Origin of the sequence: Catellatospora sp. NPDC049609, assembly GCF_040675365.1 — a bacterium.
Classification (GTDB): Bacteria; Actinomycetota; Actinomycetes; order Mycobacteriales; family Micromonosporaceae; genus Catellatospora.
This window is the reverse complement of record NZ_JBFAOU010000103.1, coordinates 1-21,428: the sequence shown is the minus strand read 5'-3', so window position 1 is coordinate 21,428 and position 21,428 is coordinate 1. Positions and strand designations below refer to the sequence as shown.

The 21,428-nt window shown below is 73.4% G+C and carries 26 protein-coding genes; 12 read left to right on the top strand and 14 right to left on the bottom strand.

What is annotated here, in order from left to right; all coding sequences use genetic code 11:
- The first annotated feature begins 65 nt into the window (after positions 1 to 65).
- Positions 66 to 1,145 (top strand): polyprenyl synthetase family protein, encoded by a 1,080-nt coding sequence (locus AB0J67_RS25400; protein WP_363485956.1) that lies wholly within the window; start codon positions 66 to 68, stop codon positions 1,143 to 1,145.
- Positions 1,146 to 1,165: 20 nt separating this feature from the next.
- Positions 1,166 to 2,644 carry a phytoene desaturase family protein gene (crtI, locus tag AB0J67_RS25395; RefSeq protein ID WP_363485946.1) on the top strand — a complete coding sequence of 493 codons (1,479 nt, stop codon included), beginning with the start codon at positions 1,166 to 1,168 and terminating at the stop codon, positions 2,642 to 2,644.
- On the opposite strand, the gene AB0J67_RS25390 is transcribed toward crtI, so the two are convergent.
- Positions 2,645 to 3,694 carry a transcriptional regulator gene (locus tag AB0J67_RS25390; RefSeq protein WP_363485945.1) on the bottom strand — a complete coding sequence of 350 codons (1,050 nt, stop codon included), beginning with the start codon at positions 3,692 to 3,694 and terminating at the stop codon, positions 2,645 to 2,647. It lies immediately after the preceding gene.
- 667 nt (positions 3,695 to 4,361) lie between these two features.
- On the opposite strand from AB0J67_RS25390, the gene AB0J67_RS25385 reads away from it, so the two are divergent.
- Together AB0J67_RS25385 and AB0J67_RS25380 are read left to right on the top strand one after the other, a co-directional pair.
- On the top strand, positions 4,362 to 5,480 hold the full coding sequence (locus AB0J67_RS25385) for a lytic polysaccharide monooxygenase (RefSeq protein ID WP_363485944.1): 1,119 nt from the start codon (positions 4,362 to 4,364) through the stop codon (positions 5,478 to 5,480).
- A gap of 184 nt (positions 5,481 to 5,664) precedes the next feature.
- Positions 5,665 to 6,255, top strand: a complete 591-nt coding sequence (locus AB0J67_RS25380) for a protoglobin domain-containing protein (RefSeq protein ID WP_363485942.1) — start codon at positions 5,665 to 5,667, stop codon at positions 6,253 to 6,255.
- 53 nt (positions 6,256 to 6,308) lie between these two features.
- On the opposite strand, the gene AB0J67_RS25375 is transcribed toward AB0J67_RS25380, so the two are convergent.
- Positions 6,309 to 7,457: a hypothetical protein gene (locus AB0J67_RS25375; protein WP_363485941.1), complete on the bottom strand. Its 1,149-nt coding sequence runs from the start codon at positions 7,455 to 7,457 to the stop codon at positions 6,309 to 6,311.
- Entirely contained in the window at positions 7,454 to 7,801 is a 348-nt protein-coding gene (locus AB0J67_RS25370) for a PadR family transcriptional regulator (protein WP_363485940.1), read from the bottom strand. Before AB0J67_RS25370 ends, AB0J67_RS25375 begins: the two co-directional genes overlap by 4 nt.
- A gap of 158 nt (positions 7,802 to 7,959) precedes the next feature.
- On the opposite strand from AB0J67_RS25370, the gene AB0J67_RS25365 reads away from it, so the two are divergent.
- Together AB0J67_RS25365 and AB0J67_RS25360 are read left to right on the top strand one after the other, a co-directional pair.
- On the top strand, positions 7,960 to 8,499 hold the full coding sequence (locus AB0J67_RS25365) for a nuclear transport factor 2 family protein (RefSeq protein WP_363485939.1): 540 nt from the start codon (positions 7,960 to 7,962) through the stop codon (positions 8,497 to 8,499).
- A gap of 103 nt (positions 8,500 to 8,602) precedes the next feature.
- On the top strand, positions 8,603 to 9,430 hold the full coding sequence (locus AB0J67_RS25360; RefSeq protein ID WP_363485938.1) for an aldo/keto reductase: 828 nt from the start codon (positions 8,603 to 8,605) through the stop codon (positions 9,428 to 9,430).
- Positions 9,431 to 9,465: 35 nt separating this feature from the next.
- Here AB0J67_RS25360 and AB0J67_RS25355 read toward each other — a convergent pair whose 3' ends face one another.
- Positions 9,466 to 10,443, bottom strand: coding sequence for an NAD(P)H-dependent glycerol-3-phosphate dehydrogenase (locus AB0J67_RS25355; protein WP_363485955.1), 978 nt, complete (start codon positions 10,441 to 10,443; stop codon positions 9,466 to 9,468).
- A 122-nt stretch (positions 10,444 to 10,565) separates the two neighbouring features.
- A complete protein-coding gene (locus tag AB0J67_RS25350; RefSeq protein WP_363485937.1) occupies positions 10,566 to 10,964 on the bottom strand; it encodes a hypothetical protein in 399 nt (132 codons plus the stop codon).
- Between the two features lie 341 nt (positions 10,965 to 11,305).
- Between AB0J67_RS25350 and AB0J67_RS25345 the strand changes: the two genes are divergently transcribed.
- Positions 11,306 to 11,905, top strand: coding sequence for an HD domain-containing protein (locus AB0J67_RS25345; RefSeq protein ID WP_363485936.1), 600 nt, complete (start codon positions 11,306 to 11,308; stop codon positions 11,903 to 11,905).
- Here AB0J67_RS25345 and AB0J67_RS25340 read toward each other — a convergent pair.
- The 3 genes from AB0J67_RS25340 to AB0J67_RS25330 form a co-directional block, all read right to left on the bottom strand.
- Entirely contained in the window at positions 11,863 to 13,068 is a 1,206-nt protein-coding gene (locus tag AB0J67_RS25340; protein ID WP_363485935.1) for a glycosyltransferase 87 family protein, read from the bottom strand. The genes AB0J67_RS25345 and AB0J67_RS25340 overlap by 43 nt on opposite strands.
- On the bottom strand, positions 13,062 to 13,253 hold the full coding sequence (locus AB0J67_RS25335; protein WP_363485934.1) for a hypothetical protein: 192 nt from the start codon (positions 13,251 to 13,253) through the stop codon (positions 13,062 to 13,064). Before AB0J67_RS25335 ends, AB0J67_RS25340 begins: the two co-directional genes overlap by 7 nt.
- A 112-nt stretch (positions 13,254 to 13,365) precedes the next feature.
- Positions 13,366 to 14,157: a maleylpyruvate isomerase N-terminal domain-containing protein gene (locus tag AB0J67_RS25330; protein ID WP_363485933.1), complete on the bottom strand. Its 792-nt coding sequence runs from the start codon at positions 14,155 to 14,157 to the stop codon at positions 13,366 to 13,368.
- A gap of 121 nt (positions 14,158 to 14,278) precedes the next feature.
- Between AB0J67_RS25330 and AB0J67_RS25325 the strand changes: the two genes are divergently transcribed.
- Positions 14,279 to 14,656, top strand: coding sequence for a VOC family protein (locus tag AB0J67_RS25325; protein WP_363485932.1), 378 nt, complete (start codon positions 14,279 to 14,281; stop codon positions 14,654 to 14,656).
- 64 nt (positions 14,657 to 14,720) lie between these two features.
- On the opposite strand, the gene AB0J67_RS25320 is transcribed toward AB0J67_RS25325, so the two are convergent.
- Entirely contained in the window at positions 14,721 to 15,215 is a 495-nt protein-coding gene (locus AB0J67_RS25320; RefSeq protein WP_363485930.1) for a MarR family transcriptional regulator, read from the bottom strand.
- A 79-nt stretch (positions 15,216 to 15,294) separates the two neighbouring features.
- Here AB0J67_RS25320 and AB0J67_RS25315 point away from each other — a divergent pair, with 79 nt between their 5' ends.
- Positions 15,295 to 15,771 carry a cupin domain-containing protein gene (locus AB0J67_RS25315; protein WP_363485929.1) on the top strand — a complete coding sequence of 159 codons (477 nt, stop codon included), beginning with the start codon at positions 15,295 to 15,297 and terminating at the stop codon, positions 15,769 to 15,771.
- A 32-nt stretch (positions 15,772 to 15,803) separates the two neighbouring features.
- Positions 15,804 to 16,403 (top strand): DsbA family protein, encoded by a 600-nt coding sequence (locus tag AB0J67_RS25310; protein WP_363485954.1) that lies wholly within the window; start codon positions 15,804 to 15,806, stop codon positions 16,401 to 16,403.
- 97 nt (positions 16,404 to 16,500) lie between these two features.
- Here AB0J67_RS25310 and AB0J67_RS25305 read toward each other — a convergent pair whose 3' ends face one another.
- The 3 genes from AB0J67_RS25305 to AB0J67_RS25295 form a co-directional block, all read right to left on the bottom strand.
- Positions 16,501 to 16,647, bottom strand: coding sequence for a hypothetical protein (locus tag AB0J67_RS25305; protein ID WP_363485928.1), 147 nt, complete (start codon positions 16,645 to 16,647; stop codon positions 16,501 to 16,503).
- Between the two features lie 107 nt (positions 16,648 to 16,754).
- Complete coding sequence (locus tag AB0J67_RS25300; RefSeq protein ID WP_363485927.1) at positions 16,755 to 17,282, bottom strand: DUF4142 domain-containing protein; 528 nt, start codon at positions 17,280 to 17,282, stop codon at positions 16,755 to 16,757.
- Positions 17,279 to 17,470 carry a hypothetical protein gene (locus AB0J67_RS25295; RefSeq protein WP_363485926.1) on the bottom strand — a complete coding sequence of 64 codons (192 nt, stop codon included), beginning with the start codon at positions 17,468 to 17,470 and terminating at the stop codon, positions 17,279 to 17,281. The genes AB0J67_RS25300 and AB0J67_RS25295 overlap by 4 nt, the downstream gene beginning before the upstream one ends.
- Before the next feature lie 218 nt (positions 17,471 to 17,688).
- Between AB0J67_RS25295 and AB0J67_RS25290 the strand changes: the two genes are divergently transcribed.
- The gene (locus AB0J67_RS25290) at positions 17,689 to 18,603 is read left to right on the top strand and encodes a hemerythrin domain-containing protein (RefSeq protein ID WP_363485925.1); all 915 of its coding nucleotides are present in this window, start codon (positions 17,689 to 17,691) and stop codon (positions 18,601 to 18,603) included.
- 49 nt (positions 18,604 to 18,652) lie between these two features.
- On the opposite strand, the gene AB0J67_RS25285 is transcribed toward AB0J67_RS25290, so the two are convergent.
- The gene (locus AB0J67_RS25285) at positions 18,653 to 19,561 is read right to left on the bottom strand and encodes an NlpC/P60 family protein (RefSeq protein ID WP_363485924.1); all 909 of its coding nucleotides are present in this window, start codon (positions 19,559 to 19,561) and stop codon (positions 18,653 to 18,655) included.
- 212 nt (positions 19,562 to 19,773) lie between these two features.
- Positions 19,774 to 20,427: a ThuA domain-containing protein gene (locus tag AB0J67_RS25280; RefSeq protein ID WP_363485923.1), complete on the bottom strand. Its 654-nt coding sequence runs from the start codon at positions 20,425 to 20,427 to the stop codon at positions 19,774 to 19,776.
- A gap of 97 nt (positions 20,428 to 20,524) precedes the next feature.
- Between AB0J67_RS25280 and AB0J67_RS25275 the strand changes: the two genes are divergently transcribed.
- Complete coding sequence (locus tag AB0J67_RS25275; protein WP_363485922.1) at positions 20,525 to 21,349, top strand: NAD(P)-dependent oxidoreductase; 825 nt, start codon at positions 20,525 to 20,527, stop codon at positions 21,347 to 21,349.
- Positions 21,350 to 21,428 lie beyond the last annotated feature (79 nt).

The following is a 21,428-nucleotide window of genomic DNA, read 5'->3' as shown; positions in this document are numbered from 1 at the left end:
GCTAGTCTGGGCGCGTGGCAAACGACACCTCTTCCGCGCTCGCTCCGCACCCCCTCCGGCACGCGGTGCCGGCACCGGCCGAACGCGCCTCCGACCTGCCGCACCTCGTCGAGTCCACCCTTACCGCGTTCGTGGCCGCCGAGGCGGTAACATTGACCGATGTGGATGAGGCGCTGGAGCCGCTGCTGGCCGCCGCGCGCGACGCCGTGCTCGGCGGCGGCAAGCGGGTGCGCCCGCAGTTCGCGTACTGGGGCTGGCGCAGCGTGGCCGGCCCGCACGCACCGGTGGCCCCGGTGCTGCCCGCACTGGCCGCACTGGAGCTGCTGCACGCGTTCGCGCTCGTCCACGACGACGTGATGGACCGCTCCGAGACCCGGCGCGGCCGCCCCACCGCCCACCGCGCGCTCGCCGGCGCACACCGCGACCAGCGGCTGCGCGGCGACGCCGGGCACTTCGGCGACGCCGCCGCGATCCTCGTCGGCGACCTGCTGCTGGTCTGGGCCGACCGGCTGATGGCCCGCGCCGACGTGCCCGCCGCCACGCTGCGCGACGCCCGCACCGCGTACGACCGGATGCGCGTCGAGGCGATCGCGGGCCAGTTCCTGGACGTGCTCGGCGATTGCGCACGCACCTGGTCGCCGGAGCGCGCCCTGCGCACCGCCCGGCTCAAGACCGCGGGCTACACCGCGACCTGGCCGCTGCACTACGGTGCGGCGCTGGCCGGGGCGAGCGGACCCGGCTTCGCCCGCGGCGAGCTGGGCCGCGCGTACACCCGCTACGGGCTGGCCGTCGGCGAGGCGTTCCAGCTGCGCGACGACCTGCTGGGCCTGTTCGGCGAGCCCGCGGTCACCGGCAAGCCGGTCGGCGACGACCTGGGCAAGCCGACCATGCTGCTGCTGCTCGCCCGGTCCCGGGCGAACGCGGCGCAGCTCGCCGAGCTGGAGGAGGTGCTGGCGGCGGCGCGGCCCGACGTCGCCCGGCTGGCGGCCGTGGTCCGGGACACCGGAGCGCCGGACCTGCTCAGTGGGATGATCGGCGAGCGGGTGGCCGACGCGCAGGCGGCGCTGGACGGCGCGCCCGTGGACGGCGGCACCCGTGCCGCGCTCGGCGAGCTGGCCGCCGCGGTGGCCTGGCGCGCGGCATGACGGCACGCGGAGGAGGGCTTATGCGTACGGTCCCGGGACCCACCGAGCACGTGGTGGTGGTCGGCGCCGGGCTGGGCGGCCTGGCCTGCGCGCTGCACCTGGCGGGCGCCGGGCGGCGGGTCACCGTGCTGGAGCGGGAGGCCGAGCCGGGCGGGCGGGCCGGGCGGCTGGTCCGTGACGGGTTCGAGTTCGACACCGGCCCCACCGTGCTGACCATGCCGGACCTGATCGCCGAGGCGTTCGGCGCGGTCGGCGAGGAGCTGGCGGACTGGCTGACGCTCACCCCGCTCGACCCGGCCTACCGGGCCTGGTTCCCGGACGGGTCGAAGCTCGACGTGATCGCCGACCCGGCACGCATGGCCGAGGAGATCACGGCCGTGTGCGGGCCCCGCGAGGCCGACGGCTACCTGCGCTTCGCCGCGTACGCGCGCAGGCTGTGGGAGCTGGAGCGCGCCGACTTCATCGAGAAGAACTTCGACGGCCCGCGCGACCTGGTGACGGCCAACCTGCTGCGGCTGGTCGCGGCGGGCGCGTTCGGGCGGCTGCAGCCGCGCATCGACCACTTTTTGAAGGACGAGCGGACCCGGCGGATCTTCTCGTTCCAGTCGATGTACGCCGGGCTCGCCCCGCACAAGGCGCTGGCCGTGTACGCCGTCATCGCGTACCTCGACGCCGTGGCCGGGGTGTACTTCCCGCACGGCGGCATGCACGCGGTGCCCCGGGCGATGGCCGCCGCCGCCGAGAAGCACGGCGTCGACCTGCGCTACGGCACCGAGGTCAGCCACGTGGAGACCCGGGCCGGGCGGGCCGTGGCCGTGGTGACCGCGGGCGGTGAGCGGATCCCCGCCGACGCCGTCGTGCTCAACCCGGACACCGCCGCCGCGCACGCGCTGCTGCCCGGCCCCGCCCCGCGCCGCCGCCTGCGCTACTCGCCGTCGTGCGTGGTGCTGCACATCGGCTCGGACGCGGCGTACACGAAGACCGGGCACCACAACATCCACTTCGGGCGGCCGTGGCGGCGCACCTTCGAGGAGATCATCGACGAGGGGCGGCTGATGAGCGACCCGTCGCTGCTGGTGACCAACCCGAGCCGCACCGACCCGTCGGTGGCCCCGGCGGGAAAGCACACCTACTACGTGCTCGCCCCGGTGCCGAACCTGGTCGTCGGCGACCAGGACTGGCGCGGCGGCCTGGCCGAGCGGTACGCCGACGAGCTGGTCGGGGTGCTGGAGCAGCGCGGATACGTGGGCTTCGGGGCGGCGGTGCGCACCCGTACGGTGATCACCCCGGCCGACTGGGCCGATGCGGGGATGGCCGCGGGCACGCCGTTCGCGGCGGCGCACACGCTGGCGCAGACGGGACCGTTCCGGCCGCGCAACGTGCACCCGTCGCTGTCGAACGTCGTGTTCACCGGCTCGGGCACCACGCCCGGGGTCGGCGTGCCGATGGTCCTGATCTCGGGCAAGCTCGCCGCCGCCCGCGTCACCGGCCGGATCTGATCATCTGGGTTCGGTGGCCGGCGGGGCGCTGGTGGGGGCGTCGGAGCCCGGCGACAGCGCGGTCGCGCCGTTGAGCAGGCCCAGGCCCAGACCGGTGACCAGGTGGTGGACGGTGTTCTGGGTGCGGTTGCGGTGCACCAGCCCGGCCCGGTGCAGCACGTCGAGGTGCTTGCTGGCGGCGGGCAGCGAGATGCCCGCCCGCGTGGCGATGGCGGAGGTGGAGCCGCCGGTGACCGCGCACTCGAGCACCCGGGAGCGGGTCTGGCCGATGAGGGCGGGCAGGTGGCTGTGGTCGCCGTGCGAGGACAGCCGCGCCGACGGGTCGATCGGGTAGAGCAGCACCGGTGGCAGCGCGGTGTCCGCCAGCACCATCAGCTGCCGCTCCTCCTTGAAGTACGACGGGATGATGAGCAGGCCGCGGCCGTCGAGGTCGAGCTCGGCCTCGACGTTCATGCCCCACTTGTCGATCTCGAAGGTGTCGTCCCGGAAGCGTGCCTCCGGGTGCAGGTTGTCCAGCAGCTTCGCCCAGCCGCCGTCGGCGAGGTCCTTCATCCGCCGCGCCCGGTCCGCCTCCACCGCGCCGGTGACCCGGTCCCAGACCGGTGCGATGGCGGTCTCGTGGTAGGCGCGCAGCGACGACTCCAGTGCGTGCATGGCCGGGGCGGTGCCGCGCCGCAGGTCGTCCACGACCGGTGCCAGGGCCCGGTCGGTGACCGTGAGCTGGGAGATCTCCTCGTTGAGCCGCTGCGGGTCGGTGCCGGTGACGGCGTCGATGCCCGCCTCGAAGCCGTGCACGCCGTCGTACGGGGTGAGGAAGTCGGGGAAGTAGCCGCGGGGCGGGCTGAGCGTCAGGCCGAGGGCCACCTCGCCGCGCAGCGGCGTGTACGGCTGCAGCCGGCGGGCGGTGCTCTGCTTCCACCCCTCCAGGAACGGGTTCGCGCCCGGCAGCCGGAGCTGGTGCATGCTCAGCGACAGCTCCCACATCGGGTCGGCGGTCGGCGCGAGCCGGGTCAGGGCCAGGTCACGGGCGGTGAATCTGATGCGCAGCATGCCGGGTCCCTCCTGTTCGCGCCGCGGGCGGACATCTTCGCAGGTCCGGCGTTCGTCGATGAAAGCCGAGCCCCCCGTGGGCACGTGGGGAAAGTGTGCCGACGCCTGCCGTCGCACTCAACCTTCTTGACGCAGGCGGAAATGACGCGGGTCACCAGCGCCGACGCCGGGGCGTCGCGGCAGGCGTGCGCCGCTTACGCCAGTATTTGCCCGATAGATCCCGCGCCTGGTGGGGACCTGTTTTCGCTACGGGTAAAAGAGGTTTACCGGTGGGGTGCGGCGCTGCCACAGTCCCCCGTGACGGATGACATCGTTCTCCGACCCTCCCCGCCGCGGCTCGCCGGTCGCGCCGCACGGAGCAGGCCGGGTTTCATTTGTCCACGGGGGGTGACGGGGCCGGCCGGCTGCGGCCGGCTCCGTCACGGTTGCGCGCCACCGCCACGTCGCCGCGGGGTGCCGCTCACTGAGCGTGATAAATTGACATATTCAAGGTAATGCGTAAGGTCGGTGTCGGACCGCTACGGGAGCCGCGTAGCAGAGAGCGGGAGCAGGGGCAGCCTCCCGCATACCGATGTCCGACCATGCGCGTGTGCCCGCGTAAGGCCGACGACCCGGGCTCCCCGGCCGACGCCCTCGTGCGCATGGTGTCTCCTCAGAAGGAGTCCTCATGTCCACCACACTCGCCGCACGGCGGCGGGCCGCCCTCTCCGCGCTGATCGTGGCAGTCGCCTCGGTCGTGCTGCTCACCACGGCACTGGCCAGGGTCGCCGACGCGCACGGCAGCATCGTCGACCCGGCCTCGCGCAACTACGGCTGCTGGCAGCGCTGGGGCGGCGACTTCCAGAACCCGGCCATGGCCACCCAGGACCCGATGTGCTGGCAGGCCTGGCAGGCCGAACCGGCCGCCATGTGGAACTGGAACGGCCTGTTCCGCGAGGGCGTCGCCGGCAACCACCAGGGCGCCATCCCGGACGGCACGCTGTGCAGCGGCGGCCGCACCCAGAGCCCCCGCTACAACGCGCTGGACGCGGTCGGCGACTGGAAGGCGCAGAACCTCTCGTCGACCAACTTCAGCGTGAAGCTGTTCGACCAGGCCAGCCACGGTGCCGACTACATCCGCGTGTACGTGACCAAGCAGGGCTTCAACCCGGTCACCCAGCCGCTGGGCTGGGGCAACCTGGAGCTCGTCGGCCAGATCGGCAACACCCCCGCGTCGCAGTGGACCGCGGAGACCGGCGGCGTCTCCATCCGGGTCAACGGCAACGCGGCGGGCCGCTCCGGCCGGCACATCGTGTACACCATCTGGCAGGCCAGCCACCTCGACCAGTCGTACTACCTCTGCAGCGACGTGAACTTCGGCGGCGTCCAGCCCAGCACCTCGGCCTCGCCGCGGCCGTCCACCTCGCCGTCGGTGTCCCCGTCGCCCAGCCGCCCGCCGTCGCCGAGCCCGTCGGTGTCGCCCAGCTCGTCGCCCCCGCCGCCCGGCGGCTGCTCGGCGACGTACGCGCTGACCGGCCAGTGGCCCGGCGGCTTCCAGGGTGACGTCAAGGTGACCGCGGGAGCGTCCGCGATCAACGGCTGGACAGTCACCATGACCTGGGCGAACGGTCAAACGATCACCCAGTCCTGGGGTGCGACCGTCACCTCCAGCGGGGCGACCGCCACCGCGAAGAACGTCGCCTACAACGGCAGCCTGGCCGCCGGCGCCAGCACCACGTTCGGCTTCCTCGGCAACGCCCCCAACAGCAGCAACGGCGCCCCCGGCCTGACCTGCACCCCGTCCTGAGATAAGGAAGGGCACCTTCTTATCGCTATACGTATAGGAAGGTGCCCTTCTTAACCCCTCCCCGCGGGGCCGGACCGGCGACCGAAACCCGCGAAACGTCCGAGTCGTCCCCCAAGTTGGCTAGCGTCGGGCGAAGACGCCGGTTACGGCGGCCCCGGCCGCCGCTCAGACGGGGGAGCGCCGCATGACCCAGCAGAAGACCATCCCGGGGTACACGTACGGCACCGCCGAGGCGGCCCGGTCCCCGGTGTCGCTCGACGAGCTGGCGCGGCTGAAGGACAGCGTGCTGTTCGGCCCCGCCGACGAGGCGGCGCTGCACACCGCCGGTCAGGTGCTCGCCGACCAGGTCGAGGACGTGCTCGACGTCTGGTACGGCTTCGTGCTGGCGCATCCGTTCCTCGCGGCCTACTTCTCCACGCCGGACGGGCAGCTCGTCGAGGACTACGCGCGGCGGGTGCGGGCCCGGTTCGGGCAGTGGATCCTCGACACCTGCAACCGCCCGTACGACCAGGCGTGGCTCGACTACGCCGAGGAGATCGGGCTGCGGCACACGGCCGCGAAGAAGAACGCCACCGACGAGGCGCCGTCGCTGCCGCAGATCAACCTGCGCTACCTGATCGCGTTCATCGTGCCGATCACCATGACGATCCGCCCCTTCCTCGCCCGCAAGGGCCACCGCGAGGAGGAGGTCGAGGCGATGTACCAGGCCTGGTTCAAGGCCGTGACGATGCAGGCGGCGCTGTGGAGCCGCCCGTACGCCGACGACGCCTGGTGACGCGGCCGAGCCGGGAGTGCCCCCGTGACGCTCCCGGCCCGGCCTCCAGCCTGTCAGGCGGAGGGCTCCGCCTGACGCAGGCGCGCCTCACGCTCGGCGGCGCGACCCAGCCCGATCAGGTACGCATGCCGCTCCGCGCGCTCGACCAGCAGCGCGCCGAGCAGGAACGTCACCAGCGGCAACCCGACCAGGTAGAGCCATTCGCCCGCCGACAGCAGCACGGGCGGGTCGAAGCGCACCGTCGACATCAGGAAGCCGTTGAACAGCGGCGGCACCGTGGCGGCCACGGCCAACGTGGGCATGACCATCGCGGCCAGCCGGCGGCGTATCCCCGAGGCCATGCCGGACAGGCAGGCGAGCAGCGCCAGCACACACAGCGGGTCCACCACCATCGAGATGACGCCCTCGACGGAGTAGGAGCCGAACATGCCGTCGACGCTGATCCCGCCCCAGGCGTGCGAGGATCCGAAGCCGTCCGGCCGCGGCTCGATCGTGGCGAGCAGCATCTCGGCGGTGGGCACCACCGTGAGCGTCGCGGCGGCCACCGCGACGACGGCCGTGCGCCTGGTGCCGAGCACGGACTGACCCCGGGCCGAGCCGCGGGCCGTCAGCGCCAGCGCGGCGCTGACCGCGAACACCGCCACCCACCACGACTGCACCAGGTACCCGGGCGATTCGAAGTATGCCCGGGCCATCCGGGCCACCTGGTAGAGCGCCCCCGCCCAGGCGGCGAGCGCGGCCACGGCGCGGAACCTGGTGAACGCCGCCGCGGCGGCCACGGACCAGGCGGCCAGGCTCGCCCAGACGCCGGGCGAGTAGGCGAGCTGCTCGCCCCACATGCGCCAGGACCAGAGCAGCTCGCTGCCGATGTCACGCAGCGGGAAGACCACCATCGCCAGGGCGGCCAGCAGCCCGTACACCGCGGCCGCGCCGGCCCTGCGCCCGTCGGCCACCCCACCGCCCCGGCCGCCCAGCCGCATCCACACCGCGCAGCCGACCAGGTCGGCCGTCTCGCGCAGGCCAGGGAAGCGCTGACCCGGCCGAGCCGCCGTCAGCAGCACGCCCAGCATCTCGTCGCCGTACTCGGCGCGGTGGCCGGCGGGGAACAGGGCCAGCAGGCGCTCGTACCGCCGCTCCAGCCGGTGGTCGGTCTCGTCCGGTCCGCTCTGGTCGGCGGACCCGTGTGCCTCCAGCTCGCTCACGCCGCTCCCGTCCCGGGCAGGAAGCGCAGCGCGGCCAGGCGGGCGGCGGCCGCGTCGGCGTTGCGGCGCAGCCGCTCCGACTCCTCGGCAAGCCGCTGCTGCCCGGCCCCGGTGAGCCGGTAGTAGCGGCGCAGTCGGGATCGGACGATCTCCTCGCGGTCCACCGCGATCAGGCCGCCCTCGCGCAGGCGGTCCAGCACGGAGTAGAGGGTGCCGGTGTGCAGGCGCACCCTGCCCTCGGAGATCTCGCGTACGTCCTCGATCACCGCGTAGCCGTGCTTCGGCTCGGCGGCGAGTGCGGTGAGGATGAGGAAGGCGGGCTCCCCCATCGATACATCAGCCATGCGGCGAGCATATACGTCTTGCAAACATATTCAACCCGCAAAGCAGTGGGCCGGAGAAGCAACCGCGCGGCCCGCGCGCTCATTCCCGGACCCCCGGTGAGACACCCGACAGCCCTGGTGGTATGCCATCGCCGCAGCTCAGAGGTAGCGTTTCCGCCATGCTGGACCAGAGGACCATCACCCCCGTGCCGTGGGAGGTCATGACCAACCCGGTGGGCCTGCCGCCGCTGCGCCGGACGCCGGACGTGGCGGGGGAGACCCGCACCGTGGTCGAGGAGTACCTGCTCCGGCTCACCAAGGGCGACGCCGAGCACATCGCGCAGCTCTTCGCCGACGAGGTGGAGTGCTACGTGGCCGCCGCCGAGGCCGCCCCGTGGCTGGCCAGCCGCGGTCTGGCCGCCGACTTCCTGCGGCTGACCATGCCGCGCTTCGAACTCGGCGAGAGCACCGTGGAGGCGGACCGGATCCTGGTCGACGGCACGGACGCGGTGGTGCTGGGCCACTTCACCCACGTCATCAAGCCGTCGGGCCGCAGGCTGTCGTCGCCGGCGGCGATCCATCTCAGCGTGCGCGAGGGCCGGATCACCTCGATGCACCTCTACGAGGACAACGTCGCGCTGGTCTCCCGCATCCGGGGCAAGCGCCCCATCACCTCCGCGGCCTGCGAGGCCGCCAAGAACGCGCTGCAGCATCCGTGACGCCTGCGCGACTCCGCTGAGCTGACACGGGGCCGCAGCCTTGATCACGACGGGTGGGCCCCGTGCGCGTGACGGGACCACCCCGGCGCGCGAGGATGTTCCTATGGAGGAGACGACGGTACGGCTCGGGCACGGCGCGGTGATGCCGCGGCTCGGCCTGGGCACCTGGCCGATGGACGACGCGCAGGCCGCGCGGAGCGTGGTGGCGGCGGTCGAGGCCGGCTACCGGCTGTTCGACACGGCCGAGAACTACGGCAACGAGCGCGGGGTCGGGCAGGGCATGCGCGACTGCGGCCTGCCCCGCGAGGACCTGTTCGTCACGACCAAGTTCAACGTCCGCTGGCACGGGCACGACCTGGTCCGCCGCGCCTTCGACGCCTCCGCCGAGCGCCTCGGCGTCGACTACGTCGACCTGCTGCTGATCCACTGGCCCAACCCGGAGCACGACCGATTCGTCGACGCGTGGAAAGGCATGATCACGCTGCTGAAGGAGGGCCGGCTGCGCGCGATCGGGGTGTCGAACTTCAAGCCCGCACACCTGGAACGGCTGCGCGCCGAGACCGGGGTCGTGCCCGACGTCAACCAGGTCCAGCTCAGCCCGCGCATCGCGCGTAAGCTGGTGCGGGCGTACGACGCCGAGCACGGCATCGTGACCCAGTCCTGGAGCCCGCTGGGGCAGGGCCGCGAGTTGCTGGCCGAACCGGCCGTCACCGAGCTCGCCGCCGCCCACGGCCGCACCCCCGCTCAGATCGTGCTGCGCTGGCACCTGCAGCTCGGGCTGTCCGCGGTGCCGAAGTCGGCCGACCCGCAGCGCATGCGCGACAACATCACCGTGTACGACTTCGCCCTCACCGACGACGAGATGGCCCGCCTCACCGCCCTGGACCAGGGCGAACGCGCCGCCGTCGACTCCGACCTGGTCGGCCACTGACCCGCCCCACCGTCACCGGGCACCGGTAGGGGTGGTCACTCCGGCTTGGTCTGGCGGCTCATCAGGGTGGCCAGGGCGACCTTCGGGTCGACGCCCTCGTGGCAGATCCGCTCCACCTGCTCGGTGATCGGCATCTCCACCCCGTGCGCGTGGGCCAGGTCGCGGATGGCCAGGCAGCTCTTCACGCCCTCGGCGGTGTAGCGAGTGGCGGCCTGCGCCTGCTCCAGCGTCAGGCCCCGGCCCAGGTGCTCGCCGAAGGTGCGGTTGCGGGTCAGCGGCGAGCAGCAGGTGGCGACCAGGTCACCGAGGCCGGACAGCCCGGCGAAGGTGAGCGGGTCGGCGCCGAGCGCCACGCCCAGCCGGGTCGTCTCCGCGAGCCCGCGCGTGATCAGGGTGGCCTTGATGTTCTCGCCCAGCTCCATCGACGTGGCGATGCCGTACGCCAGCGCGATCACGTTCTTGACCGCCCCGCCCAGCTCACAGCCGATGACGTCGTCGTTGGTGTACGGCCGGAAGTAGGGCGTGGTGACCGCCTGCTGCACGGCCGCCGCCCGCACCGGGTCGGTGCACGCCACCACGGCGGCGGCGGGCTGCCGCACGGCCAGTTCGGGCGCGATGTTGGGGCCGGTCACCACGGCGACCCGGCCGGGGTCCACGTCCGCGGTCTCCGCGATGACCTCGCTCATCCGCTTGGTGGTGCCCAGCTCGATCCCCTTCATCAGGGAGGCCAGGGTCGCGTCGCGGGGGATGTCGCCCGCCCAGGCGGTGAGGTTGGCCCGCAGCGTCTGCGAGGTCACGGCGAGCACGACCAGCTCGGCGCCGGCCAGGGCCTGCGCGGGGTCGGCGGTGGCCGTGATGTTGCGCGGCAGCGCCACCTCGGGGAAGTAGTCCGGGTTGCGCCCGGTGGTGCGGATGGCGTCGGCGATCGACTCCCGCCGCGCCCACATGGTGACCTCGCCACCCGCCTCGGCCAGGATCTTCGCGAAGACGCTGCCCCAGGAGCCCGCACCCATCACCGCGGTCCGCACGCGCCGCCGCCCTTCCGGCCGCGGCTGCCGCCGGGCCCGGTCCACGGCCGGGACGCTCCCGGCACCGCCCCGGAATCATGCCACGCAGCGACCCGCCCGCCGAGCGGTCAGGCCAGCCGCGGATCGGGCGGGATCCGGCCCTCGCGCAGGGCCGACCGCACCCGCAGCTCCATCTCGTGCAGCGCCTCGATGGCGCGCAGCTGCCCGGCGATCTCCGGGTCGGCCGTGGCCGGGCCCAGGCCGATCAGGCCGCACTGTGGACACTCGACCCGGGCGGCGGCCGCGGGGCAGGGGGTCTCGGTCCGGCACGCGACGCAGGTGTGCGTGTCGTCGTCGGCAAGCACCTGCTCGGCGGTGATCCGGTCAAGGTAGCCGCACTCCGCGCACTGCCAGACCACCGGCTGCGTCCAGTCGACGTCGCCGGTCTCGCTGAGCTCGTAGTCGAGCCGCTCGGCGGGGCCGACCAGGTCGCAGCCCGGGCACCGCACGTACGGCCGTGGTCTCATGGTCCGCCCCCCCGCGCTCGCCAACCGTGCGATGTGGACCATAAACCGATTCAGCCCGTCGATGCGCCAGCCGATCGGACATCGTTGCGCTGCGAACAACCCAGTGTTGCCGATCGATGAGCCGGATCACGCCGCCGAGCCGTCGCCGCCGCCTCCGTCCGGCCTTGAATCGACGTTAGCCTATCTCATCGAATACGATCACGTTTTACTCGATGTAATAGGCCAACGCCGATAGCGGCGCGGGGTGTCCGCACCCGCGCAGGTGAACAGCAGGCGAACAGCGGACGCACGGCTGCCGACATCCGTTGCCGCCGATCGCCGCCGCGCCTAGCGTCGGCCTCGTGCTGCCGGCTGCCGTGGACCACCTGCTGCCCGCCAGGGCGATGTGCCTGGCCGAGTCGCTGCTCGCGGATCTGCCGCAGCGGCACTCCCATTCGGCCGGGGTGGCCCGGCGCGCCGCCGAGCTGGCCGCCGCCGTCGACCCGGCCGACCGCGACCTGCTGCTGTGCGCGGCCTGGCTGCACGACATCGGGTACGCCCCGGCCGCCCGCGACACGGGATTCCACCCCCTCGACGGGGCCCGCTTCCTGCGCCGGGAGGGCTGGCCGGCCCGGTTGTGCGCGCTGGTGGCCCACCACTCCGGGGCGTGCTTCCTCGCCGAGGCGCAGGGCGTGACCGGCCTGGCCGAGTTCGCCGACGAGGCGTCCGCGGTCACCGACGCCCTGGCCGCCGCCGACCAGACCACGGGGGTACGCGGCGAGGCGGCGTTCCTCGAGGACCGGCTGGCCGAGGCGCTCGGCAGGCACGGCACGCTCTCGGTGTACGGCCTGGCCCACGCCCGCCGCGCGCCGTACCTGCGCGCCGCCGCGCAGCGGGTGGAGCTGCGGCTGGACGCGCCTCAGGGCCGGGCGGCGGTGATCGGCTCCGACGCCGCCGGCTGATGAGCGGCGGGCGCCGGGGATCGCAGCGGCAGGAACGCGAGCAGGGCGAGGGTGAGCCACGCGTACGCGCTGCCGCCGACGAACCCGTCCAGCCCGGTGTGGTGCCTGCTCCACAGCCAGACCACGCCGCTGCACAGGATCACCCAGGCGGCGCCCGCCGACCACAGCAGCCGGCGGTGGCGCCGGGCGTCCGGCTCGCGCAGCCCCGCCCCGGCGAGCAGGATCAGCGCTGGCACCGCCCATACCAGGTGGTGCACCCAGCTGATCGGGCTGATCAGGCAGGCGGCCAGCCCGGTCAGCGCGAAGCCGCCCCACACGTCCCCGGCCCGGGCGGCCCGGCGCACCCGCACCGCCCACAGCGCCAGCGTGCCCGCCACCATGACCAGCCACGGCAGCGTCCGGGGCACGGCCGGGTCGAGGCGGGCCACCACGCCGCGCAGCGACTGGTTCGACACGTACGCCAGGTCGCCGATGCGGCTGGTGTCGCCGAGCACCTCGGTCCAGAACGTCCAGGACGGGCCGGGCGCGATCAGCGCCGTCAGCAGGGTCGCCGCGGCGGCGGTGCCGACCGCGATCGCGGCCGCGCGGCGCCGCCCGGCGAGCAGCAGGTAAAGGATGAAGATCGCGGGGGTGAGCTTGATCGCCGCGGCGAGTCCGATGCCGACCCCGGCCCAGCGGTGCCGGCCGGTGCTCAGCAGCCGGGCGTCGAGCAGCACCAGCGCGAGCAGCAGCAGGTTGACCTGGCCGAAGCTGACCGTGTCGCGGACCGGTTGCAGCAGCGCGAGCAGGCAGGTGGCGACGCCGACGGTGAACAGCCGCGGCCAGGCGTGCTCCCGCGCGATCGGGTCTACCAGCCAGTACAGCACCGCGGCGCAGGCGAGCGCGGTCAGCGCGAGGTGCGCCACGATGGTGGTGTGCCAGCCGAGCAGGCTCATCGGCAGCATCACCACGGCCGCGAACGGCGGGTACGTGAAGCCGTAGTGGGTGTCCAGCCTGGTGTAGCCGTAGATGTCGCCGCCCGCGTGCACCCAGTCGCCCACCGTGCCGTGGTAGACGCCGAGGTCGAACCAGCCGCGGTGCCCGGGGACCAGCGTGATGAACAGGCCGACGGCGACGGCCAGCGCGAGGACGGTGAGCAGCCGGGCGCGCGGGGACGTCACCATGCGGCGGGCTCCGTTTCGGAGTCGGATCGTGCCACCACGGCCAGGCCCGCGGCGAGTGCGAACAGTATGGGCACCCCGAGCAGCGTTCCGCTGCCCGCTGCGGTGAGCTGCACGGCCGACGGGCTGAACCCGTCGGGGGAGGACGGTGGTGCCTGCGCGGCTGAACCTGCCGGGTGGACGGGCACGGTCAGCACCGCGCGGGCGGAGGCCCGGCGACATATCCCGCCCGCCGGGTGCGCTATCAGCAGAGCCCCGCGCACGCGGTCCGACAGCGTGCGCGGGCTCTGCTCGTGCGGCTCAGAAGCCGGGGAAGACCTGGCGGAGCAGGGTCAGGTCGGCCGCGCCGCCGGTCTCGACCGCGGCCGGGGTGTGCTGGGGCGACAGGCGGCCGACGAGCAGCCGCAGCCAGGCCTCGGCGGGCAGCCGCAGCACGCCGTCGGGCTGCTGCGGCGGCCCGGTCAGCTCGACCTTGTCCGCGAGGCGCAGGCCGTGGACCTCGTCCGGGTCGGTCGTCTCGACCCGCAGGGTGACCTCGCGGCCGTCGAGCCGGTCGGTCCTGGCGATCCACGCGAGCATGCCGGGGGTGATCCGGGACAGCAGCGGCACCGCCTCGGGCGCGACGGCCGCCGCCGGGTCGGCCCCGACCCGCACGTCCCAGGAGTGGAACGCGTACTCGCTCAGCCGCATCCCGGCGGCCGTGGCCACGTCGACGGGCGCGGGCAGGAAGCCCATGTCCACCCGCAGGTCGGCCCTGGTGCCGGCGTCCAGCGACTGGTAGCGCTCCAGCAGCTTGTCGTTGGCCGCCTGGAAGCCCTCCGCGCGGTCCACCGGGCTCATCGCGTCCCAGCGCGCCCATACCCCCTGGTTGAAGTCGGACCCCGGGTTGGGCTTGCCCGCCAGCGACGTCTCCAGCGCCGCCAGGTGGATCTCGGCGCCGCTGCCCAGGTGGCTGAGCACCTGGGACACGTCCCACTCCGCCGCGCCCGACGGGCCGGTCAGTTCCTTCTCGGAGAGGCCGCGGACCACGGCGGTGAGCTCGTCGTGCCCGGACCGCAGGGCGTCGATGACGGCGTCAGGGGAGTTGCTCATGAACGGTTCTCCTCGCGTGTGCTGGCTCGTCGTCGGGACCAACCCCGTACCCGGCCCGGCCATTCCGCTACCGCCGCCCCGGCGGGCCGTTGCGGTCGGACCCCCGGCCTAGGATCGGCGCATGCGCGCCGAACTGCAGTGTGTCGTGCTCGACTGCCCCGCGCCGAAGGGACTCGCCGGGTTCTACCAGCGGCTGCTCGGCGGCGAGGTCGACCGGCCGGACCGGCGCTGGTCGCTGGACGCCGACTGGTCGACCCTGCACACGCCGTCCGGCCTGGTGCTCGCGTTCCAGCGGGTCGCCGACCACCGGGCGCCGCAGTGGCCCGACCCGGCCCGCCCGCAGCAGTTCCACCTCGACTTCGGCGTCCCCGATCTGGACGCCGCGCAGCAGGAGGTGCTGGCCGCGGGCGCGACCGTGCTCGACGGCGGCTCCGCCGCTCGCAGCTGGCGCGTCTACGCCGACCCCGCCGGTCATCCGTTCTGCCTGGTCCGGCACTGAGCCGCGCGCGGCGGCGCGACGCATGTCCGCGTCGCCGGTCGCGCGGCTGAGTGGCGGTCGCGGCTCAGCGCTCGACGGCGGCGGCGAGGTTGCGCAGCAGGTCGCCGAGGCGGCGTGCGTCGGCGGGCTTGAGCCGGCTCAGCGCCTCGCGCTGGACCTGCAGGCCGACCGCGACGGCGCGGTCGATCAGCTCGCGGCCGGCGGGGGTGAGCTGGGCGCGCAGCGAGCGGCGGTCGGTCGGGTCCGGCGTACGCGCGATCAGCCCGGCCCGCTCCAGCTTGTCCAGCCGGCCGGTCATGCCGCCCGTGGTCAGCATCAGCGTGTCCGACAGCTGCTTGGGGGAGAGGTTGTACGGGGGGCCGGTGCGGCGCAGCGTGGCCAGCACGTCGAACTCGCCGCGGCCGATGCCGAGCGTCTGGTAGGCGCGTTCCATCCGGTCCCCGATGGCGGCCGCGACGCGGTAGACGCGCCCGAAGACCTCCATGGGGAGCAGGTCGTCGAGGTCGGGGCGCTGCTCACGCCACTGCTCGATGATCGCGTCGACGCCGTCGTCAGCCATGTGGCCGATGATACCTTGACGGCAAGTATCTTAGTGCTAAGTTACTTGGAAGCTAGTTTCCGTGGAAGGGAGCGTCGCCATGACGTACACGGCCGACTTCGGCGCGGTAAGCGCCGAGCTGCACCCGGCGGATGCGGCGGAGCGGGCGGTGATGGGCTCCGGCTCGGTCGGCCGGTTCGTCGCGCCGGGCAGCGTCACGCAGGGCCGGTTCGGGCTCTACGAGTGGCGCATGCCGGCCGGCGCGGGCGGGGCCGACCCGCACTTCCACCGCACCTTCTCCGAGTCGTTCTACGTCGTGTCGGGCACCGTGCGGCTCTACGACGGCGCCCGCTGGCTGGACGGGCGTCCCGGCGACTTCCTGCACGTGCCCGAGGGCGGCGTGCACGGCTTCAGCAACGACAGCGACGCCGAGGCGTCGATGCTCATCCTGTTCGCGCCCGGCATCCCGCGGGAGACCTACTTCCGCGAGCTCGCCGAGATCTCCGCCTCCGGACGCCGGCTGTCCGAGGAGGAGTGGACCGACCTGTTCGCCCGCCACGACCAGTACCGCGCCTGATCCGAGGAGATGCCGTGACGACGTACGCCGACATGTGGTTCGACCCGAAGTGCCCCTGGGCCTGGAACACCTCGCGCTGGCTGCTGGAGGTGGAGCAGGTCCGCGACGTGCGGGTGCGCTTCCACGTCATGAGCCTGTGGCTGCTCAACCGCGACCGCGAGGTCGACGCCTGGTATCGCGGCTGGCTGGCCGACACGCTCGGGCCGGTCCGGGTGGTCACCGCCGTGTGGCAGAAGTTCGGCGACGAGGTGGTGCGCGACCTCTACACCGCGCTGGGCGACCGCATCCACCACGACAGGACCCCGATCGGACCCGACCTCTACCGGTCCGCGCTCGCCGCGCTCGGCCTGCCCGCCGAGTTGGCGGCGGCCGCCGACGTGGCCGACCACGACGAGGCGCTGCGTGAGAGCCACCAGGCCGGGCTGCGCCCGGTCGGCGAGGACCTGGGCACCCCCGCGATCCACGTGCCCGGCCCCGACGGCGGCGTCAACGCGTTCTTCGGGCCCGTGGTGACCCCGGTGCCGCGCGGCGAGGCCGCGGGCCGCCTCTGGGACGGCGTCCTGCTCGTCTCCGGCACCCCCGGCTTCTACGAGCTCAAGCGGGGCAACCGGCCCCGCCCCCGGGTCGACTGAGCGCAGCGCGGCTCGCGAGAACGGCCCGGCAGCTTGCTGGGCGTTAAGAAGGGCACCTTCCGCTACGTATGGCGTTAAGAAGGTGCCCTTCCTTTCGTCAGTAGTCCTCGTCGTCGTCGAAGGGCTCGTAGTCGGGCGTGCGGCTGAGGTCGATGGTGTCGTCGGCGGAGGCGACGAAGTCGGCCAGCGCGTCGTCGTCGAGCGACGACGCGTCGCCGGGTTCGGCGTGATGAGGTTCGCTCACGGTACGGCCTGCACTTTCACGGTCAGTGAACAGTGGTGACGATCTGATTAGAGCCCCGCGGAGCGCCGCGGGCGGCGTGACACTCCGGGGCCGGTGCTGTCCGCGGGTCACTGGGCCGGGGCGTTGACCTCGGCGTCGGCGCGGTTCAGCTCGCCGATGTGCGCGAGGATCACGTCGTCGGCCCCCCGGGCCAGGTTCTTGACCCGCTCGTCGAAGCCGTAGTTCAGCTCGTGGGAGATGCCGTCGTAGAGCTGGCCCTGCGCCTCGATCTGCTCGGTGATCCACAGCTGGTCGAACCCGGCACCGGCAGGCGCCTCCGCCAGCGCCTTCAGCTCCGCCTGCTTCGGCCGGTCCAGCTCGTCCGACAGCGGCACCTTGAGCTGCCCGGCGAGCGCCACCAGCTCCTGGTCGAGCCGGCGGTGGTCGTCGACGAACGCCTGGCCGAGCCGGCGCACCTCATCGGCCTCGCCGCGCTGCGCGGCCAGGGCACCGGCGGCGATCGCGCTCAGGTACTCCTGGTGGGTCGCGAGCAGGTAGGAGATGTCCCGGGGTGACGGGGCCGCCGACGCGGGCGCGGCGACGCCCACGGCGACCAGCGCGGCCAGGGTCACCACGAACGCCCGCCAGCCCCTCATGACGACGGCTCCTGTTCCGGCTCGTCGCGGACCACCCGCAGCGGCGGGTCGCCCGGGGTCTGCGCCACGTCGCCCACCGCATGGGCGCCGCCCGCGGCCGGGCGCTGCTCGCCGTCGGTCCGGCGCACCTTCGGATCCTTGTCGCCCAGGTCGCCCTGTGCCTTGGTGTCCCTGTGCCTGTCCGCCATCACGCGCCTCCTCGGGGCAGGTGGCGTCGCACCGCGCTGCCGGCCCGGCACGCCGCCCGCGGCAGCTCTGTACCCGCGATCGACGCCCGACATGCCTGCTCCGAGCGTGTTGAACGAAATTTGACCTACTTCGCGGTAACTGAGGGCGTTTCAGGTGTCGAGGACGGATCGGTGGGGAAACCTGGACCGGGGGAGAGGCTCAGCAGAGGAGAGGGAACATGGCCGAGCAGGGCAAGGCACGCGGGACCGGTGCGACGGGCGGCGGTGCCGTCGCGACCGAGCAGGAGATCGCCGCGATGACCGCCGACCAGCTGCGCGGCTGGCTGACCGAGCACGGCGTCACCGGCACGTCGGGGATGCGCAAGGACGAGCTGGTCAAGACGGCCGTCAAGACGATCCACTCGGACCAGGCCGGGTCCGCCGGCGCCGCCACGGGCAGGAGCGCCACCGCCAAGAAGAGCACCGGCGCCAAGAAGAGCGCCACCACCAGCCGCAGCCAGGCGGCCCGCCCGGCCAAGAGCATCAGCGGCACGGCGCAGGCGGACGAGATCCGCCCGGGTCAGTCGATCCCGGAGACCGGCGAGGACGTGATCGACGTGCTGCTCGCCCACCACGATCAGGCCAAGCTGCTGTTCGGGGAGATGGGCAAGGCGCGCGGCGAGCACCGGCAGGCCAGCTGGGAGCAGCTGTGCCGGCTGCTGGCCATCCACGAGAGCATCGAGCAGCAGCTGGTGCACCCGCTGACGCAGCAGCGGATGCCGGACGGCGAGGAGGTCGTGCAGGCCCGCCTCGAAGAGGAGGAGCTGGCCGCCCGGGAGCTGACCGAGCTGTGGGACATGGGCATCGACGACCCGCGCTTCGCGGAGCGGTTCGCGGTGCTGCGCGACGACGTCACCGAGCACGCGGAGCTGGAGGAGGCCGAGGAGTTCGGCTGGCTGCGCGAGAACGTGCCGCCGGACCGGCTGATCGGGATGGCGGCGCTGGCCCGCGCGGCCGAGCAGCTGGTGCCGGTCCGGCCGCGCCCGGACCTGCCGGCCAGGTCGCCGGGCGACGTGGGGGCGCAGTCGCCGATGGACATCATCGTCCGGGTGCAGGCCGCGCTGCGCGAGGCCGTCGCCGAGGGCAACCGCTGACAGTGGGGCCAGGGAGTCGGGCCGGCGGGAAGACCGCCGGCCCGACCTGTCACGTGGTACGCAGGCGGCGGCCGGAGACCAGGTGGCGGCGGCGGATCTCGGTGAGCGTGCCGTCGAGGCAGGCCCAGTCCGGCTGCGAGACGTGCAGGGTCTGCTGCTGCGGCCCGGTGCAGATGCCGACGTGGTAGACGTCGCCCGTCTCGTCGTTCTGGAACACCGGCAGGTCGCCGGGAGCCAGGTCGGCCACCTCGACGTGCTCGCCGACCAGCGCCTGGTCGTCGGCGTCGCGGGGCAGGGTGTGCCCGAACCGGCGGTAGATCAGGTGGGTGAGGCCGGAGCAGTCCAGGGTCAGCCCGTGCGCGCCGCCGGCCAGGTACATCAGGCCGAGGAACAGCCGGCCCGCCGTGATGAGCTGCTCGGCGGTGGGCAGCGGCCCGCCCGGGGCGTACGTGGCGGTGTGCTTGTCGGACAGCCAGCCGGTGCCGCCGCCGGGCAGGCCGATCTCGGCGTGGCCGTCGCGGCGGCCGCGCAGCGGCAGCACCGTGGCGAAGCTGATGTCGTCGGCCAGCACCCGCCCCCCGGGGGCGTCGAGCAGGTCGGTGACCTGCTCGGTGACGACCACCCGTGCCGGCGCGGGCTCGGCCGGGGCGGCGAGCTGGGCCAGCGGGATCCAGCCGGGGTAGCCGCGCGGGTCCTTGCGCGAGGGCTGCGCCGGAGCGGTCACCCGGGCCCACCCGTCCCGGGTCTCGTGCACCAGCACCTGCTCGCCGAGCAGCACCTGGGTCTCCAGCCGGCCCCACAGCTGCCGGCGCTCGTCGGGACCCTGGGCGGCGGCCCACTCGCGCAGCCCGGCGGGCGCGGTCAGGGCCGGCGCGTCGAGCGGCCGGACCGCCTCCGGAGACGTCCACAGCCCGGCGGCGGACACGGCGACGGACATGTGTTTCGACGGCTCGCGCATGCAGGCTTCCCTCGTAGAAAACAATCGCTTGCCGCAGAGCCTACAAAAAGTTTCCTTCTTCGCGGCCGCCGGGATTCGCGCGCCTCGGCGCGTGGGATCCCGCTCCGCAGGTCGCCGGGTCGTCCGCGAGACCGCGGGCCAGGCCCACGGCCGGGATCACCAGCCCGCCGGGGGACGGCCGCCTCCAGGCGGCACTGCGGCGATCGTGGCGTTCACGCGCGGGCCGCCCACGCCAGGCCGCGTTCGGTGAGCAGGCGGATCTCGGGGATGTCGAGGTCGGGCAGGTGGTGGCCGACGGTGGAGACGAACGCCCGGCCCGCGCCCCAGCGCCGCGTCCACACCGCCGGGTGGGTGACCGGCTCGTGCCAGGGGCCCGTCTCCTCGACGGGGAAGGTGATGGTCGCGAGCACGTCGTTGAGCGGGTCGGCCAGCATCCAGTAGCGCTCGGTGTCCAGCGCGACCGGGCCGATCCCGGCGACGATCGGGTGATCGGCGCGCTCGGGCCGCACGGTCAGCGTGTGCGGCACGAAGTTGCCGGGGTGGCAGGCGAACCAGCCGCCGGTCAGCCACTGGTAGCGGCGCTCGGCGAACGCCGCCACGATGCCGCCGTGCCAGCCGGCCAGGCCGGTGCCGGCGCGCACCGCGTCGTCGAGGTTCGCGGCCCGCTCCGGGGTGAGCTGCCCGCGCGACCAGCAGTTGACCACCAGATCGGTGCGGGCCAGCCGGTCGCGGTCGTCGTAGACGGCGAGGTCCTCGGCGATCTCGACGGAGAAGCCCTGGTCCTTGAGGTACGGCAGGAAGCTGTCGGTGGTGCCGACGGGATCGTGGAACTCCGCTCCACCCCGGACGATCAGCGCGGTACGCATAGCCCACACGCTAACCAGTGTCGCGTTTGCTGTCTACATACTTGGACGATAAGTCTCATCTTGGCGAGCGGGTGGCAGGCTGGCTATGCTGCTCGCCATGCGACGAATCTTGATCACTGGTGGCGCCGGGAAGGTCGCGACGCTGCTGCGCACCGGGATGCGACGGCCGGACCGGGTGCTGCGCCTGCTCGACATCCGCGAGCCCGCACCCCTGCCCGACGGCGACGGCGACGGCCCGCCGGAGGAGGTGGTGATCGGGTCGCTGACGGATCCCGAGGTGCTGGCCGAGGCGCTGCGCGACGTGGACGCGGTGGTGCACCTGGGCGGGCAGAGCCGCGAGTCCGACGTGCGCGACGTGCTCGAGTCGAACATGTTCGGCACGTACCAGCTGTTCGAGGCGGCCCGCCGGGCCGGGGTGAACCGCCTGGTGCTCGCCTCCTCCAACCACGCGGCCGGGTTCCAGACGCGCCGCGGTGACGAGCTGCTGCCGCCCGACCTGCCCGGCCGCCCGGACACGCTCTACGGCTGGAGCAAGGTCGCGATGGAGTCCTGCGGCCAGCTCTACGCCGACCGGTTCGGCATGGACGTGGTCTGCCTGCGCATCGGGCTGTGGTTCCCCCGGCCGCCGGGCCTGCGCGGGCTGGCCATGTGGCTGTCGCCCGCCGACGGCGTACGCCTGGTGGAGGCGTGCCTGTCCGCGCCCGCGCCCGGGTTCCGGATCGTGTGGGGGATCAGCCGCAACACCCGCCGCTGGTGGTCGCTGGCCGAGGGCGAGGCGCTCGGCTACCACCCGGTCGACGACGCCGAGGTGTTCGCCGAGGAGCTGATCGCCCAGTACGGCGAGCCCGACTTCGACAAGGACCCGATCATGACCCGCGTCGGCGGCCAGTGGTGCGACGTCCCCCTGGGCGTCGCCTACTGACCCCTGCCGCGGTCGGCCCACGCCCCGCGGCCTGCACAACTTTTAAAGAGTCGCGCCCTCACGAAGCTCGTGAGGGCGC